This is a genomic window from Roseovarius tolerans (genome assembly GCF_028885395.1).
In the GTDB taxonomy this organism is placed as follows: Bacteria; Pseudomonadota; Alphaproteobacteria; order Rhodobacterales; family Rhodobacteraceae; genus Roseovarius; species Roseovarius tolerans.
Genome location: NZ_CP118494.1, coordinates 2,896,844 through 2,911,776, shown reverse-complemented (window position 1 = coordinate 2,911,776; position 14,933 = coordinate 2,896,844). Strand labels below are relative to the sequence as shown.

General features: G+C 64.6%; 11 protein-coding genes and 1 other RNA gene. 2 read left to right on the top strand and 10 right to left on the bottom strand.

Going from position 1 to position 14,933, the window contains the following annotated elements:
• Positions 1 to 102 precede the first annotated feature (102 nt).
• From ptsP to PVU19_RS14350, 6 genes are all read right to left on the bottom strand, one after another.
• Positions 103 to 2,346, bottom strand: a complete 2,244-nt coding sequence (gene ptsP, locus PVU19_RS14375) for a phosphoenolpyruvate--protein phosphotransferase (protein WP_050662921.1) — start codon at positions 2,344 to 2,346, stop codon at positions 103 to 105.
• A gap of 67 nt (positions 2,347 to 2,413) precedes the next feature.
• Positions 2,414 to 3,652, bottom strand: a complete 1,239-nt coding sequence (locus PVU19_RS14370; RefSeq protein ID WP_050662920.1) for an aspartate kinase — start codon at positions 3,650 to 3,652, stop codon at positions 2,414 to 2,416.
• Between the two features lie 88 nt (positions 3,653 to 3,740).
• Entirely contained in the window at positions 3,741 to 5,276 is a 1,536-nt protein-coding gene (locus tag PVU19_RS14365; protein ID WP_050662919.1) for a Ppx/GppA family phosphatase, read from the bottom strand.
• A 50-nt stretch (positions 5,277 to 5,326) separates the two neighbouring features.
• The gene (locus PVU19_RS14360) at positions 5,327 to 7,501 is read right to left on the bottom strand and encodes an RNA degradosome polyphosphate kinase (protein ID WP_050662918.1); all 2,175 of its coding nucleotides are present in this window, start codon (positions 7,499 to 7,501) and stop codon (positions 5,327 to 5,329) included.
• Between the two features lie 49 nt (positions 7,502 to 7,550).
• Complete coding sequence (locus tag PVU19_RS14355; protein WP_050662917.1) at positions 7,551 to 8,225, bottom strand: P-loop NTPase family protein; 675 nt, start codon at positions 8,223 to 8,225, stop codon at positions 7,551 to 7,553.
• The gene (locus tag PVU19_RS14350; protein ID WP_050662916.1) at positions 8,225 to 9,292 is read right to left on the bottom strand and encodes an AI-2E family transporter; all 1,068 of its coding nucleotides are present in this window, start codon (positions 9,290 to 9,292) and stop codon (positions 8,225 to 8,227) included. Before PVU19_RS14350 ends, PVU19_RS14355 begins: the two co-directional genes overlap by 1 nt.
• Positions 9,293 to 9,660: 368 nt before the next feature.
• On the opposite strand from PVU19_RS14350, the gene PVU19_RS14345 reads away from it, so the two are divergent.
• Together PVU19_RS14345 and proS are read left to right on the top strand one after the other, a co-directional pair.
• The gene (locus PVU19_RS14345; RefSeq protein ID WP_152911641.1) at positions 9,661 to 10,986 is read left to right on the top strand and encodes a hypothetical protein; all 1,326 of its coding nucleotides are present in this window, start codon (positions 9,661 to 9,663) and stop codon (positions 10,984 to 10,986) included.
• A gap of 181 nt (positions 10,987 to 11,167) precedes the next feature.
• The gene (gene proS, locus PVU19_RS14340) at positions 11,168 to 12,523 is read left to right on the top strand and encodes a proline--tRNA ligase (protein ID WP_050662913.1); all 1,356 of its coding nucleotides are present in this window, start codon (positions 11,168 to 11,170) and stop codon (positions 12,521 to 12,523) included.
• 17 nt (positions 12,524 to 12,540) lie between these two features.
• Here proS and PVU19_RS14335 read toward each other — a convergent pair whose 3' ends face one another.
• The 4 genes from PVU19_RS14335 to PVU19_RS14320 all read right to left on the bottom strand — a co-directional run bounded on the left by PVU19_RS14335 (position 12,541) and on the right by PVU19_RS14320 (position 14,932).
• Positions 12,541 to 13,047 (bottom strand): DUF2244 domain-containing protein, encoded by a 507-nt coding sequence (locus tag PVU19_RS14335; RefSeq protein WP_050662912.1) that lies wholly within the window; start codon positions 13,045 to 13,047, stop codon positions 12,541 to 12,543.
• 36 nt (positions 13,048 to 13,083) lie between these two features.
• Positions 13,084 to 13,484: RNase P RNA component class A (rnpB, locus tag PVU19_RS14330), an RNA gene on the bottom strand.
• A 12-nt stretch (positions 13,485 to 13,496) separates the two neighbouring features.
• Positions 13,497 to 14,216: an N-acetylmuramoyl-L-alanine amidase gene (locus PVU19_RS14325; RefSeq protein WP_235575820.1), complete on the bottom strand. Its 720-nt coding sequence runs from the start codon at positions 14,214 to 14,216 to the stop codon at positions 13,497 to 13,499.
• Positions 14,216 to 14,932, bottom strand: coding sequence for a hypothetical protein (locus PVU19_RS14320; RefSeq protein WP_050662930.1), 717 nt, complete (start codon positions 14,930 to 14,932; stop codon positions 14,216 to 14,218). Before PVU19_RS14320 ends, PVU19_RS14325 begins: the two co-directional genes overlap by 1 nt.
• Between the last annotated feature and the right edge of the window lies 1 nt (position 14,933).

Sequence of the window (14,933 nt, the reverse complement as noted above, 5' to 3'; positions counted from 1 at the left end):
GCGATCGCGCGGCACCTTCGGTGCGTTTCGCGCGGGCGGTGCAAATGTCGGGTTTAAGCCACCCCCGCCCCACATCACGATCCACCACGCGCCCACCAACCATCACAGCTTGCCGCGCAGATACTCCATCACGGCGGGGCGCACGCTTTGCGCGCCGACGCTGCGTTCGGCGTGGATCACGTCGCGCAATTCGCCAAGGTCGATGCGGCGCAACACGCTTTTGACCGGGCCGATGGAGGCCGGACGCATGGACAGCGTACGAAAGCCGATGGCGGCGAGGCAGGCGGCCTCGACCGGACGGCCTGCATCTTCGCCGCAGAAACTGAGCGGGGTGTCGAGCGTGGCGCAGCGATAGACGATGCCTTCGAGGAAGTTGAGGAAGCTCACGTTCAGCGTGTCGTAGCGGCGGCGCACGCGCTCGTTCTCGCGGTCGGCGGCGAAGAAGAACTGCTTGAGATCATTGCCGCCCACCGAGAGGAAATCGACCTCGGAATAAAAGCTGTCGGGCGCGAAGGCGAGCGAGGGCGTCTCCAGCATCGCGCCCACCTCGATCACCTCGGGGATGGGGTGGCCGAGAATGCGCTCGCGCTCCAGTGCCTTGTCCATCTCGGCGCGGGCGGCAGTGAATTCGTCGCGCTGCGCCACGAAGGGGAACATGATCGTCAGCGGCCGTCCACGCGCGGCGCGGATGAGCGCCTGAAGCTGCATGCGCATGACGCCGGGTTTATCCAGACCAACCCGAATCGCGCGCCAGCCCATGGCGGGGTTCGGCTCGTCGGTGGCCTTCATGTAGGGCAGCACCTTGTCGGAGCCGATATCGAGCGTGCGAAACACCACGCGCTGATCCTTGGCCGCGTCCATTACGCGGGCGTAAAGCTCCGACAGTTCGGCGCGCTTGGGCATGTGGTTGCGAATGAGGAATTGCAACTCGGTCCGAAAGAGGCCGACGCCTTCGGCCCCTGAGCTTTCGAGGCTGGGCAGGTCGGCCATCAGACCGGCATTCATCTTGAGCTTGATGTGTGCGCCGCAAAGCGTCTTGGCGGGTTTGTCGCGGATCGAGGCGTAGCGCTCCTGCGCCTGGGCCTGCATCGCCATCTTGTCGCGAAACGCCGAGACGACCGAATCGTCGGGGCGCAGATGGGCGATGCCCTGATCGCCGTCGACGAGGATCAGATCGCCGTTAAGCGCCTCGGTGGTGACGCGGGCGGCATGAATGATCAGCGGAATGGCGAGCGCGCGGGCGACGATGGCGGCATGAGAGCCGACCGCGCCTTCCTCGAGCACGATCCCCTTGAGTGCGCGCCCGTAATCCAGAAGCTCGGCGGGGCCGATATTGCGCGCCACGAGGATCGGGTCGGCGGGCATTTCCGCGCCGGTCTCGTGGCCCTGTCCGGTGAGGATGCGCAGCAGGCGATTGCTGAGATCATCGAGATCGTGGAGGCGTTCGCGCAGGTAGGCGTCGCTGACCTGGCTCATCCGGGCGCGGGCGGCGGATTGTTCCTTTTCAACGGCGGCTTCGGCCGAGAGGCCGCTGTCTATGTTGCCCTCCATCCGGCGCATCCAGCCCTTGGAATTGGCGAACATGCGATAGGCTTCGAGCACGTCGAGATGTTCTTTTTCGCCGCCCTTGGCGGAGCTGAGCATGCGGTCGACGCCGACGCGCAGCGCCTCGACCGCCTCGTGCAGGCGTTCCAACTCGCGGGCGGGGTCTTCGGCGATGGGGTTGGTGACGACGACGCGCGGTTCGTGCAGCCAGACATGACCCTGCGCCGCACCTTCCTGTCCGCAGCTGCCGCGAAAGAGAACCGCCTGGCTGTGGCGCGCCGACATCGCCGCGCCCTCGCCGACGAAGGCCCCGAGTTCGGCCATCTCGGCCAGCACCATGGCCACCACTTCGAGCGCGTAGATCTCTTCATCCGAGAACAGCCGCGCCTGTTTCGATTGGACCACCAGAACGCCCAGTTTCTCGCCGAGCCGTTGCACCGGCACGCCCGCGAAAGAGGAATAGGCCTCTTCGCCGGTCTCGGGCATGAAGCGAAAGCCCTTGGCGGCGGGGGCATTGTCGGTGTTGATCACCTCGCCCGAGCGCGCGACGCGACCGACCAGACCTTCGCCGAGCTTCATCCGGGTCTGGTGCACGGCCTCGGCCTTGAGGCCTTCGGTGGCGCAGAGTTCAAGCGTGTCCTCGTCGCGAAAGAGGTAGATCGAGCACACCTCGGTGTGCATCTCCTCGGCGATCAGCCGGGTGATCTGGTCGAGCCGGGTCTGCCCGCCCGCATCCTCGGCCATGACCGCGCGCAGGCGGCCCAGCATCTGGCGGCTGTCGGTCTTGAAGCTGTCGCTCATGGGTGGCGGTCCCCCGGGGTCGTTTCAGGGCTGGCCCGCCCGGTGCGCCGGTTATCCGCGCGCAGACTCAGGCCGATTTGTCCAACTCGAAGGCATCATGCAGCGCCTGAACCGCGAGTTCCATGTATTTCCGGTCGATCAGAACGGAAATCTTGATCTCGGAGGTTGCGATGACCTTTATGTTCACACCTTCATCACTGAGCGTCTTGAACATCTTGGCGGCGACACCCGACTGGCTGCGCATGCCGATGCCCACGGCAGAGACCTTGGCGACGTCGGTGTCGGCTATCAGATCGTGATAGTTGATCTGGCCCGCGTCCTTGGCCGCAAGCAGCGCCTTTTCGGCGCGTTTGACCTGATCAGTGGGGCAGGAGAAGGTCATGTCGGTGCGGCCCTCCTCGGAGATGTTCTGCACGATCATGTCGACGTTGATCCCGGCCTCGGACAATGGCCCGAAGATGGCCGCCGCGATGCCGGGCCGGTCGGCCACGGAGACGAGGGTCATTTTTGCCTCGTCCCGGGAATAGGCGATGCCGCTTACGACGTTCGATTCCATGATTTCCTCCTCGGCGCAGACAAGCGTGCCGGCCTCATCCGATTGTTCCTCGAAACTGCTGAGCACGCGCAGTTTCACGTTATAGCGCATCGCCAGTTCGACCGAGCGGGTTTGCAGCACCTTGGCCCCGAGCGAGGCCAGTTCGAGCATTTCCTCGAAGGCGATCCGGTCGAGTTTGCGGGCCTTGGAGGCGATGCGCGGGTCGGTGGTGTAGACGCCGTCCACATCCGTGTAGATGTCGCAGCGCTCGGCGTTGAAGGCTGCGGCAAAGGCCACGGCGGTGGTATCGGAGCCGCCCCGCCCGAGCGTGGTGATGCGGCCCTCGGGGCTGATGCCCTGAAAGCCCGCGACCACGGCGACGCGCATGCCCTCAGTGAACTTGGCGGTGATGTTCTCGGGCGGGATATCCTCGATCCGGGCGGAAGAATGCGACGAGTTGGTCTTGAGCGGCACTTGCCAGCCCTGCCAGCTGCGCGCGGGCACGTCCATTTCCTGCAAGGTCAGCGCCATCAGCCCGGCGGTCACGTTCTCGCCGGAACTGACCACGGCGTCGTATTCGCGCGCGTCGTAGAGCGGTGAAATTTCGCCGACCCAGTTCACCAACTCATTGGTCTTGCCGGACATGGCCGAGACGATGACGATCACGTCATAGCCCTTGGCGACCTCGACGCCGACGCGTTTGGCTGCGCGCCGGATGCGGTCGATATTGGCGACGGACGTGCCGCCGAATTTCATCACGAGAACGGGCATGCGCACTGTCCTGAGCCGTTTTTACCGGGCGGGGTTTACGCGGCGGCGCGAGGCGGCGCAAGAGGGCAGGTGACGCGGGGGCGCGCGCTCAGCGCACCACGGCCTCGGCCCCGAGGGCCGAGGCAAGTGCGGCGAAGCGCGACCGCGCCACTTCGCCGTAGAGCGGGGCGGCCTCATCCGAAAGGCGCAGTTCGAGCACCTTTTTCTTGGGGAACCAGCGCAACTCGCCCAGGCGGGCGTTCTTTTTCAGCCAGAGCATCGCGGCGAAGCGCATCGCCTTGCCGACGATTTCGGCGTCATCCTTGTCCTTCTCGGAAATCAGGCTGTCGAGATCGGAAAACCGGCTGTTGTCGCGCTTATTGGAATAGCGGTGCAGCAGTGCAAGGCCGAGGAACACGCGCTCGGAATGCTTGAGCCCGCCGAGGTTGGCGCGGGTGGCGTTGTCGAAACAGACCTCGCCGCGGTAATCGGGATGGGCGCGCCAGCTGACATCGTGCAAGAGGCAGGCGGCGCGGATCAGGCGGCGGCGTTCTGGGCTGGCAGATTTGAAGAGCGGCAGCAGGAAGTGATAGATCACCTTGCCGAAGCCCGGCAGGCGGGCGTCCTTGTGCTCGGCGAAGCGGCAGGCCTCGATCAGCGGGTCGCGGTCACGCAGGAGTTGCGGCATCTGTTCGTAGAGCAGCCCTTCGCGGATGCCGTAGCTGGAGACGGCGATGTCGCGCGGCTTGAAGGTCTTGAGCACCTCGCGCAGCACTTCGGCCGCGAGGGGGACGAGGGCGATACGACTGGACGACACGCCGGACGCGTTGCGCAGCGTGTCGAGATCGGTTTTCTCGATATGCTTGATCGTGGCGCGCAGATCGGCGGGGCGCATCCGGTATTCGTGCAGCACGTGCAGCGGATAGCCACGCCGGGCCATGTCGATCTTGGCAATCGCGCGCCAGGAGCCGCCGACGAGAAACAGGCGGTTGCGCTGTTCGCCGAGTTCCTTCTGCATGGCGGCGAGCGTCTTCTGGATGTGCGTCTTGCGGGCCTTCTTGCCGCCCTTGAGATCGGCCAGCTTGAAGGGTCCGAGCGGCGAGGAGATGCGCGCGCCGACGGTGCCGCCGTCGATTGCTGCGAGTTCCATCGACGAGCCGCCGATATCGCACACGAGACCGTAGGACCCGGGCCAGCCCAGAAGCACGCCCTGCGCCGAAAGCCGTGCCTCTTCGCGCCCGTCGATGACCCAGAGCTTGAGGCCGGTCTCGCGCTCGACCTCGGCGCAGAAATCGGCGCCGTCCTCGGCGTCGCGGACCGCTGCCGTGGCCACGGTGACCAGCGGGCCGGTATCCATGCCATTGGCCAGCATCTGGAAGCGGCGCAGGGCCTCGACCGCGCGCTTGCGTCCTTCGGGGTTGAGCCGCCCGGTTTCAGTCATGCCGGAGCCGAGGGCGCACATGATCTTTTCGTTGTAGAAATAGGCCGGGCTGCGCGCCGCGCCGTCAAACACCACGAGGCGGACGGAGTTGGAGCCCACATCGACCACGCCCACCCGGCTGAGCGCGCGGGCTGTGTCGCTATCGAAGAGCGGGCGGCCGAAAGGCCCGCCATCGGGTTCCGCAGGATCGTTGGTGCCGTCCATATCCGTCCCAGTCTCGTGCGCCCCCTCTATGCGACAGGGGCGCGCGCGGGTCAATCACCGGTATGGGTGAGTTTCGGCACGTCCGACGCGCCCGCCGAGCCACGGCCCGACAGCGACGGGTTCTCCATGAAGAAGCGGTGGCAGTTGAAGGCGAATTCGCCTTCGGGCTTGACCATGCGTGAAAAGGTGCCGTCCGGGGCCATCACCCAGCTTTGGGCGACATCGGCCATGTTGGCGGCCATCACCTGGCTGACGATCTGTGCCTTGACGGTGGGGTTTTCGATCTCGACCAGCGTTTCCACACGGCGGTTGAGGTTGCGCCCCATCCAGTCGGCGGAGGAGATGAAGACCCGTGCCTTCTTGGAGGGCAGCCCTGCGCCGTTGCCATAGCAAACGATGCGCGAATGCTCCAGAAAGCGCCCGACGATGGATTTGACGCGGATGTTCGAGGACAGGCCCTTGATGCCGGGGCGCAGCCCGCAGATGCCGCGCACCACGAGGTCGATCTTGACCCCGGCCTCGGAGGCGGCATAGAGCGCGTCGATCACGTCCGGCTCGATCAGCGAATTCATCTTCGCCCAGATCGCTGCCGGACGTCCGGCGCGGGCGTGCTCGGCTTCCTTGCCGATCAGGTCGATCAGGCGGGGTTTGAGCGTCGTGGGCGAGATCGCCAGGTTTTCGAGGCTGTCGGGCTGCGCGTAGCCCGAGAGGTAGTTGAAGACCTTGGTGGCGTCCCGTCCCAGGGTGGCGTCGCAGGTGAAAAAGCTGAGATCGGTGTAAATCCGCGCCGTGATCGGGTGATAGTTGCCGGTGCCGTAATGGGTATAGGTGACGAGGTTGTCGCCCTCGCGGCGGACCACGGTTGAAATCTTGGCATGGGTCTTGAGGTCGAGAAAGCCGTAGACCACATGCGCGCCCGCGCGCTCCAGTCGCCGGGACTGCCGGATATTCGCGGCCTCGTCGAAGCGGGCCTTGAGTTCGACGAGCGCGGTGACGGATTTGCCGTCTTCGGCGGCCTCGCACAGGGCCTCGACGATGGGCGAGTTGCGCGAGGTGCGGTAGAGCGTCTGCTTGATCGCGACCACGTCCGGGTCGCGCGCCGCCTGTTGCAGGAAGCGCACCACCATGTCGAAGGTCTCGTAGGGGTGGTGCAGCAGCATGTCCTTTTGCCGGATCGCGGCGAACATGTCGCCGTCATGGTCCTGCACCCGTTCGGGCACGCGCGGCGTGAAGGAGGGCCACAGCAGGTCGGGCCGGGCGTCGAGCACCAGTTCCTTGAGATCGGCGAGACCGATCATGCCCTCGACCTCGACGACCTCGTCGGGGATGACGTGCAATTCCTCCATGATGACCGCGCGCAGGGCCTCGGGCGCCCCGGCGGAGATCTTCATGCGGACAACCTCGCCCCGGCGGCGGCGTTTCAGCGCCACCTCGAATTCGCGCACGAGGTCTTCGGCCTCGTCCTCGACTTCGAGATCGCTGTCGCGCAACACGCGGAAGGCGCAGTGCCCCTTGTACTTGTAGCCGGGAAAGAGGCTGGAGAGATGCAGGAGCAGCAATTCCTCGAGCGGCAGCACGCGGAATTCGCCCTCGGGGGCGGGCAGGGCGACGAACCGGTCGATCTGCTGAGGGATCGGCAGCAACGCCTGCAACGGGCGCTTGTCGGACTTGCGTTCGAGTTGCAATGCCAGGCTGTAACCCAGATTGGGGATGAACGGGAACGGATGCGCCGGGTCGATGGCCAGCGGCGAGAGCACCGGAAAGACCTTGTGCAGGAACACATCGGCCAGCACGTCCTTGTCGGCGTCGCTGAGCGAGGTGTGATCGAGAATCGCGATGTTCTCGGCCTCCATCTCGACGCGCAGCGCCTCGTAGGTGTCTTGCTGCGATTCGAGCAGGCCGCGGGCGTTGTCGTTGATCAGCACAAGTTGCTCGGCGGGGGTGAGCCCGTCGGCGGCGGGCGTCGTGTTGCCCGCCTTGGCCAGTTCGCGCAGGCCCGCGACGCGCACGTTGTAGAATTCGTCGAGGTTGGTCGCGGAAATCGACAGGAAGCGCAGCCGTTCCAGCAGCGGCACGCGGGGGTTCTGCGCCTCTTCCAGAACGCGCCAGTTGAAGCCCAGCCAGCTGAGTTCGCGGTTGAAGAAACGACCGGGACCGGTGACGTCGAGATCGGGCAGGTCGACCGGCTCGGGAGCGGGGGATTTGAGAAAATCTGCGTTTGTCATGGCGGCCTTATGGCGTTGGCATGTAACGGTTGGGTGACGCAGGGTGGCGCTATTCGCCGGGATTGTCCAGCACCCGTGCGGCAAGGCTGCGGGTGATCGCGCGACCCTGGGCCAGCGCGGCCCGGTCGAGCGCCTCGACGGTCTCGCGGGCGGCGTCGAAGGACCGTTCGATGCGGCGGGCGAGATAGGGGATGGTGTCGGGGCTGGGGCTGAGCTGGCGGTCGGCAAAGAGCTTCATCAGCACCGCCGAGAGCAGGGCGTCATCGGGCGCGCGCAATTCGGTGAGCAGAGTGCCCTGCATGCGGCTGGCCAGGTCGGGCAGGGTCAGGCCCCACAGATGCGGCGCGGTGCGCGCGGTGACAAGCAGCGCATGCCCGTCTGCCAATGTCAGGTTGTGCAGATGAAAGAGCGCATCTTCGGCAGCGCGGTCACCGGCGATCAGATGGCCGTCTTCGACCGCGATGGGGCCTTGGGCGAGGGTGGGGATATCGGCGTCGGGCAGGTCCTGCGCGGCGATCATCTGCGCACCCGAGAGCGCGGCCCAGACATGGGTGAGATGGGTCTTGCCCGCGCCTGCAGGGCCGGCGAGGATCAGCTTGCGCGAGGGCCAGCCTTGCCAGCCCTCGATCATCGCCACGGCTTCGGCATTGGCGGGGGAGACGAAGAAATCCTCGCGCCCCAGTGCCGGGCGCACGGGCAGATCGAAGCTCAGCTGTTGGGCCATCACTCGTCGCCCTGGCTGTCGAGTCCGCGATAGAGGCGGCTGTCCTTGTACTGGTCGAGCACGAACCGGGTGATCACCCCGAGCGAGGCCGCCACTGGCACCGCCACCAGCATGCCGACAAAGCCGAAGAGCGTGCCGAAGGCCGACAGCGCGAAGATCAGCCAGACCGGGTGCAGCCCGACCGAGGAGCCGACCAGCTTGGGGGTGAGGAAATTGCCCTCGATCACCTGACCGGAGACGAAGATCGCCGCGACCAGCCCGATGCTGACCCAGTCGCCCCAGAACTGAAAGAGCGCGAGGCCGAGCGCCAGCGCGCCGCCGAGGATCGCACCGACATAAGGAATGAAGGTCACCAGCCCGGCCAGCGCCCCCACCACAAGGCCGAATTGCAGCCCCACCAGCATCAGCGCCATCGCGTAATAGGTGCCGAGGATCAGGCAGACCGTGCCCATGCCGCGGATGAAGCTGGCGAGCGTGGCGTCGATCCGTCCCGCGAGGCGGCGGATCACCGGAGCATGATCGCGCGGCAGCAGATCGTCGATTTTTGCGATCATGCGGTCCCAGTCATAGAGCAGGTAGACCGCAACCACCGGGGCCACCACCAGCAGTACCACGATGTTGAGCAGCGAGGCGGCGGAGGAGAGCGCGGTTTGCAGCACCTGCCCGCCCCGGTCGCGGATCGTCTCGCCCAATGACGTAAGCGTCTGATGCGCCGCTGAGCCGGGATCGAACAGCGAGGGGACATGCGTGCTCAGAAAATCCCGAAGGTCGCGCGCCAGTTGCGGCGCGGTCTCGAAGAGGGCGATGGCCTGGTTGACCAGCGTCGGGATCACCAGCAGCAGGGCGAGGGTAAAGAGCAGAATGGCCACCAGCGTGATCACCACGACTGCCGCCATGCGGCTCAGCCCCATCCGCTCCAGCCGGTCGGCGACGGGATCGAGGAAATAGGCCAGCGCCCCGCCGATCACGAAGGGCAGGATCACATTGCCCAGAAACCACAGCAGCAGGATGAACACCGCCGTGGCGATGCCCCAGTATTTCGCCTGTTCCCTGACCGGCAATGCCATGATGCGCCTCTCGCATATTCCCGCACTTACATCGCCGTTTGTCCGGTAGGTTTCAAGTGCTCTCCACTCTCCCCACCCGCCTGCGCGTGCAATCCCATCCTCCGTCATCCTCGGGCCCCGACCCGAGGATCTCTTGGATCAAGGAGAAACCCGCCTTGGCGGGGATGATGCGCATTGGGGGGCGGTCAGTCCCTAGGGGAGGGTGGACGCTGTAGCCCTAGGTATCGACCCGACACTCGGCCTTTGGCTAAATGTCCCGGACGGCTGCAACTTAGGTCGAGAAGCGTGTATGATCGCTGCCTTTCTGGTAAAGCCCTTGAGCTAAAGCAAGAAGCGCGCGAACATATTCTCAGATTGTGAGGAATTCTATGGCGGCGAACACATACAGAATACGCAGATTAGATGATCGTGCGCTTTACGATCTCCTAATTCGGGGAAAGGAGCGCGCAGAGCAAGCGGCGCGCGCAGATGGTCTGAAAGGAAATGAAGTCTCTGCCACGCTTTCCTTCGCCGGGCCTCCATTGGTAGGAGCCTTGTCCTTTGAGGAACGTGAGCCGGAGTCCGGCAAGTATACGATAGTACGGGCAACTCTTACGCTACAAACACACGATGAGAAAAGACAGGAATCGAGAAAGCCGTTCTCAATCCGTAGGGGTGATGAAGGTGAATTGGATTTCTTCGACATTCCTCAGGAGTCAACTGGTGCTGCCGAAGCATCGTGGCGCAACGGAAGAGGGCGTGCCGCTCTTCTTGGCGCACATGAGGTTTTGACGGATGCTCTTGCTCCCGCAGCCATGGATCCGAGAGCGGAGATAGGTCAACTGACTAACTTCGTGTCCAATATCGATACGTCGTTCCGCAGCTTCACTCAAGGACTTGAGACGGCTCTTCAAACTTTGGCGGACCAACGTGCCAAGGAACAAGATCACAACGAGCAAGAACGAGAGCGCCTTCGCAAAGAAAACGAGGGAGAACGTAAGCGCCTTCTTGAGAGTGCAAAGGGTGAGATTGAGGCCAAGACCGAAATGCTTGATGAGCGCGAAAAGGAACTGGCTGATCGAGAGGCAGAACTGCTTATAAAAAGCTACAAGGATGCACGTCGTCAAATATTCAATGACCTGTTGCGTGACCTTACAGATCGAACCAAGGCTCCTTCGGCATCGAGATCCATAATCGCTATGCGGTGGATGATTTTCTTTACCCTCATCATAGGCGGCTTGGTCGCGGCAGTTTTCGCGTTCCAGACCATGACGCCTGATGCACTGCCAGAGGGCGCAACGTCGTTCCAGATATGGACTGTGATCTTGAAGCCCGTTGGCCTCTCAATTCTGGCACTCGGTTCATTTGCGGCGGCCGTGCAGTGGCTTCGACATTTCTACACACAAGACCTGAGAGAGGCCATCGAGATACAACGCTTTGGGCACGACATGACTCGCGCTTCTTGGATTATGGAGGCTTACCTAGAAATGACCAAGGAACACGGCGTCGAAAATGTTCCTGAGAGCTGGATGCAAAATGTAACCGAAGGCATGTTTCAAGGCGACCGCGCACGACATGGGGTTGATGAAGCATCGCAGGCCCTTGCCGCCCTGCTCGGGATGTCAGCATCTGTCAAGGCAGGGCCCGAAGGGCTTGAGGCCACCCTAGGGAAAAGAGGATTGCGGAGGCTTTCAGAAGCATCACAGGGAGACTGACGCGGATATGACCACGCCCGCATTAAAGCAATACTCGTGACTGAGGCGAGGCCGGGTTTCCTTTTCGTCACTCATCGCGCGCCGATGGCCGCCGAATTCGCGCCACAAACCGGTCGGTTGCCCGTTCCGGATTAATGCCTTAGACCGCGCCTTGACATCGTTTGACCGAGGAATTCCTAACATGCGTCTCAGCCGATATTTTCTGCCCGTCCTCAAGGAAACGCCCTCGGAGGCGCAGATCGCCAGTCACCGCCTGATGCTGCGGGCGGGGATGATCAAGCAGGCGACTGCCGGGATCTATTCCTGGCTGCCCTTGGGCTTCAAGGTGTTGCGCAAGCTGGAAAACATCGTCCATGAGGAGCAGGTGCGCGCGGGCCATGTGCCTATGCTGATGCCGACGCTGCAATCGGCGGATCTGTGGCGCGAGAGCGGACGTTATGACGATTACGGTGCCGAGATGCTGCGCATCACCGACCGGCACGGGCGCGACATGCTCTACGGCCCCACCAACGAGGAACTGATCACCGACATTTTCCGCGCCCATGTGGGCAGCTACAAGGACCTGCCGCTGACCCTCTACCACATCCAGTGGAAATTCCGCGACGAGGTGCGGCCGCGGTTTGGCGTGATGCGCGGGCGCGAGTTCTTCATGAAGGACGGCTATAATTTCGACCTGACGAAAGAGGACGCGCTGCACGCCTATAACCGTCACATGGTCAGCTACCTGCGCACCTATGAGCGGATGGGCCTTCAGGCCATTCCGATGCGTGCCGATAGCGGCCCGATCGGTGGCGACGACACGCATGAATTCCTGGTGCTGGCCGAAACCGGCGAGTCAGAGGTGTTCTATGACAGTGTGATCACCGATCTGAAGTTGGGCGAGCGGGTGGTCGATTATGACAGCCGCGCAGAGTGCGAGGCCATCGTCACCGAGTGGACGACGCCCTATGCCCGCACCGACGAGACCCATGACAAGGCGACATTCAACGCCATTCCCGAGGATCGTCGCCGCTCCAGCCGGGGCATCGAGGTGGGGCAGATCTTTTACTTCGGCACCAAGTATTCCGAGCCGATGGGCGCCACCGTGCAGGGCCCGGACGGCAAGCCCGTGCCGGTGCATATGGGCAGCCACGGTATCGGTGTCAGCCGCCTCGTCGGCGCGATCATCGAGGCGAGCCATGATGAGAAGGGCATCATCTGGCCCGAGGGCGTCACGCCGTTCCATGCCGGGATCGTCAATCTCAAGCAGGGCGACAGTGAGGCGGATGCCGCCTGCGAGGCGCTTTACGCGTCGCTCACGGCGCTTGGGCTGGAGCCGCTTTACGACGACCGTGATGAGCGGGCGGGCGGCAAGTTCGCGACGATGGACCTGATCGGTCTGCCGTGGCGGATCACGGTGGGGCCGCGCGGCCTCAAGAACGGGGTGGTGGAACTGACCAGCCGTCGGACGGGCGAGAGCGAGGAGTTGCCGCCCGAAGCGGCGGTCGAAAAGCTGGCGCAGATCTATGCGGGCCATGTGCTGCGGCCTGCGTTCTGAACGATAGCGCGGCGCGCCTATCCCGCCATCGGTGATGGCGGGCGTAGCGCATCGCTCAACTCGCCATAAAGCGCCTTGCGCTCGTCCTCGGACAGGAAGGCGCCGATTTCGACCTCGCGGTCGCTGCCCTTGAGGGTGATGTAATGCTCGACCGGGCCGCCCTTGGGGTGCATCTGCACCCGCGCCCAGTAGCGGTTGCAGTCCCATTCCTGCACGTCGCCGCGCGGATTGGTGCGGGTGAGGTGCACCTCGTCCGGTGAAATGACCAGTTCCTCGGTCACGCGCGCGCTGCGATAGCTGTGCTCCAGCGCCCACCAGATACCACCTACGGCCGCCAGTATGAAGGGCAACAACCCCCACAGCACCACCGTTCCCAGAAGCGGATAAAGCGGGATGGTGATCAGCGTGAAGGTTCCCAGCACGAACGCGGCAAAGCCCCGGCGCGGCAGCGACCGGTGCGGCCAGAGCGAAAGGCTGATATCTGCGTCTGCCCCGCGCGGCGGGGTGCTCCATTCATACGGCATGACCCGTTTGTAGCCCTTGGATGGAAAATGAAAAGGGTGCGCGGAGGGCCTGTAAGCCGGATTCTGTCCAGGGGTTGCCCCCTTGGATGACCATTCATCTGGACGCGTGGTTGCCCGCGCGCCTCAAGCTGCCAACCCGGACCGCCGGGCCAAGACGTGCCTGCGGGCGGTTTCGGTTGCCCGACCGGTCCCCGCGTGCGGTCCCTATTTGGCATTGCTCCCGGTGGGGCTTGCCGTGCCGGTCCGGTTGCCCGTCCCGCGGTGGGCTCTTACCCCACCGTTTCACCCTTACCCGGCCACAATGGTCGGGCGGTCTCTTTTCTGTGGCGCTTTCCCTCGGGTTTCCCCGGCCGGGCGTTACCCGGCACCGTTGTCTTGTGGAGTCCGGACTTTCCTCGACGCCCCTTGCGGGGTGCCGCGGCCATCCGGCCCTCCGCGCGAGGTTCGACTTAGGCGGTCGCGCCGTCCCGGTCAACGGGGAAGCGACGCGCGAGATCGGCGATCATCGCGCAATCCTCGGGGTCAAGCGGCCCGGTGGCCTGGGGACGAAAGCGCAGGCGGACGGCGCGCAGGATGTCGTCGGCTGTCACGTCCTCGCGCAGGGCGTAGCCGAAGCGCTCGGCGTTGTGCAGGAACTCCGCCGCCGAGACGCCGCCCGGCAAGGGCGTCTCGGGCCAGACCGAGAGCCCCGACCGCGCCAGCCCGCGCCAGTCAAAGCGCGGCCCCGGATCGGATTTGCGGGCGGGGGCCATGTCGGAATGGGCAATGACGCGCGCGGGCGCGATTTGCCAGCGCTGCATGATATCCGCCATGAGCCGTTCCAGCGCCGCCATCTGTGGGGCGGGAAAGGGATGCGCGCCGGTATTGGCCAGTTCGATGCCGATGGAGCGGGAATTGACGTCGCTGACATTGCCCCATTGCCCGGCCCCGGCATGCCAGGCGCGCATCTCTTCCTCGACCATGCGCCAGACGCGGCCCCGCTCGCAGATCAGGTAGTGTGCGGAGACCTCGGCCTGCGCGTCACAGAGCCGTTGCAGCGCCGCCTCGGGCGTCACCATCGCGGTATAATGCAGAACGATCATGTCGGGCGTTGCGCCATTCCGGCGCGGCCCGACATTGGGTGAGGGGTGGGGGATCACCGCAAGCTGCGCGTCGGCGCAGCCGCGCATCAGCCGCCGACCGCGGTCTGGAACGGGCTCGGATCCCAGCCGCAGGCATAGCCGTCGCCATCGGGATCAAGCCCGAGGCGGTCACGCTCCGGCCCGCCCCGGCGCAGAAAGTCGATCTGTGCCTGATCGGAGGACGGGTATTGCGCGCAGTTGCGGCGGAACTTGCTTTCGGCGTTGAAGCCGCCGCGACTATAGAGCCGGGTGCCCACCGGGTGGCGGTTGGCCAGCGCGTAAGCCACGATATTGGGGCCGACATCGCCGGGGCGGGCGCCGATCGCTTCGGGCTGAATGACCTGATATTGCTCGCGGTTGCGGGCGATGCGGGCGGCATCCTCCTCGATGGAGCGCTCCGAGCCGACGGCGTCGAAATCGTTCTCCTGCGAGATACCTGCGGAATTGAGCACCGGGGGCGGGTTCGACGGGCTGGCCTGTAGCGGCGCCTCGCCGGAATTGGACGCGGCGAGCGCGGCTTCGGTTTCCGCCGCGAGACGCTCTGCCTCGCTGCCCCCGGTCGCCTGCCCGGTGGCGTCGAGCGGCTCGGACGAGACGGCATCGGGCGCGGGCAGGGTATTGCCCGCAAGCGCCGCCTCGCGCGCCGCTTTCTCGCGCTGATAGTCGCTGTAGTCCTCAAAGCCGACGCCCGCGCCGCTATCGGGGATCGCTGGGGCACAGGCCCCGAGCGCCAACATCGTCACCACTGCAACTGCGATCCGCATC

Coding starts and splice junctions, on each gene's coding strand:
- ptsP (WP_050662921.1), bottom strand. CDS start 2,346: ATGAGCGACAGCTTCAAGACCGACAGCCGCCAGATGCTGGGCCGCCTG.
- PVU19_RS14370 (WP_050662920.1), bottom strand. CDS start 3,652: ATGCCCGTTCTCGTGATGAAATTCGGCGGCACGTCCGTCGCCAATATC.
- PVU19_RS14365 (WP_050662919.1), bottom strand. CDS start 5,276: ATGGACGGCACCAACGATCCTGCGGAACCCGATGGCGGGCCTTTCGGC.
- PVU19_RS14360 (WP_050662918.1), bottom strand. CDS start 7,501: ATGACAAACGCAGATTTTCTCAAATCCCCCGCTCCCGAGCCGGTCGAC.
- PVU19_RS14355 (WP_050662917.1), bottom strand. CDS start 8,225: ATGGCCCAACAGCTGAGCTTCGATCTGCCCGTGCGCCCGGCACTGGGG.
- PVU19_RS14350 (WP_050662916.1), bottom strand. CDS start 9,292: ATGGCATTGCCGGTCAGGGAACAGGCGAAATACTGGGGCATCGCCACG.
- PVU19_RS14345 (WP_152911641.1), top strand. CDS start 9,661: ATGGCGGCGAACACATACAGAATACGCAGATTAGATGATCGTGCGCTT.
- proS (WP_050662913.1), top strand. CDS start 11,168: ATGCGTCTCAGCCGATATTTTCTGCCCGTCCTCAAGGAAACGCCCTCG.
- PVU19_RS14335 (WP_050662912.1), bottom strand. CDS start 13,047: ATGCCGTATGAATGGAGCACCCCGCCGCGCGGGGCAGACGCAGATATC.
- PVU19_RS14325 (WP_235575820.1), bottom strand. CDS start 14,216: ATGCGCGGCTGCGCCGACGCGCAGCTTGCGGTGATCCCCCACCCCTCA.
- PVU19_RS14320 (WP_050662930.1), bottom strand. CDS start 14,932: ATGCGGATCGCAGTTGCAGTGGTGACGATGTTGGCGCTCGGGGCCTGT.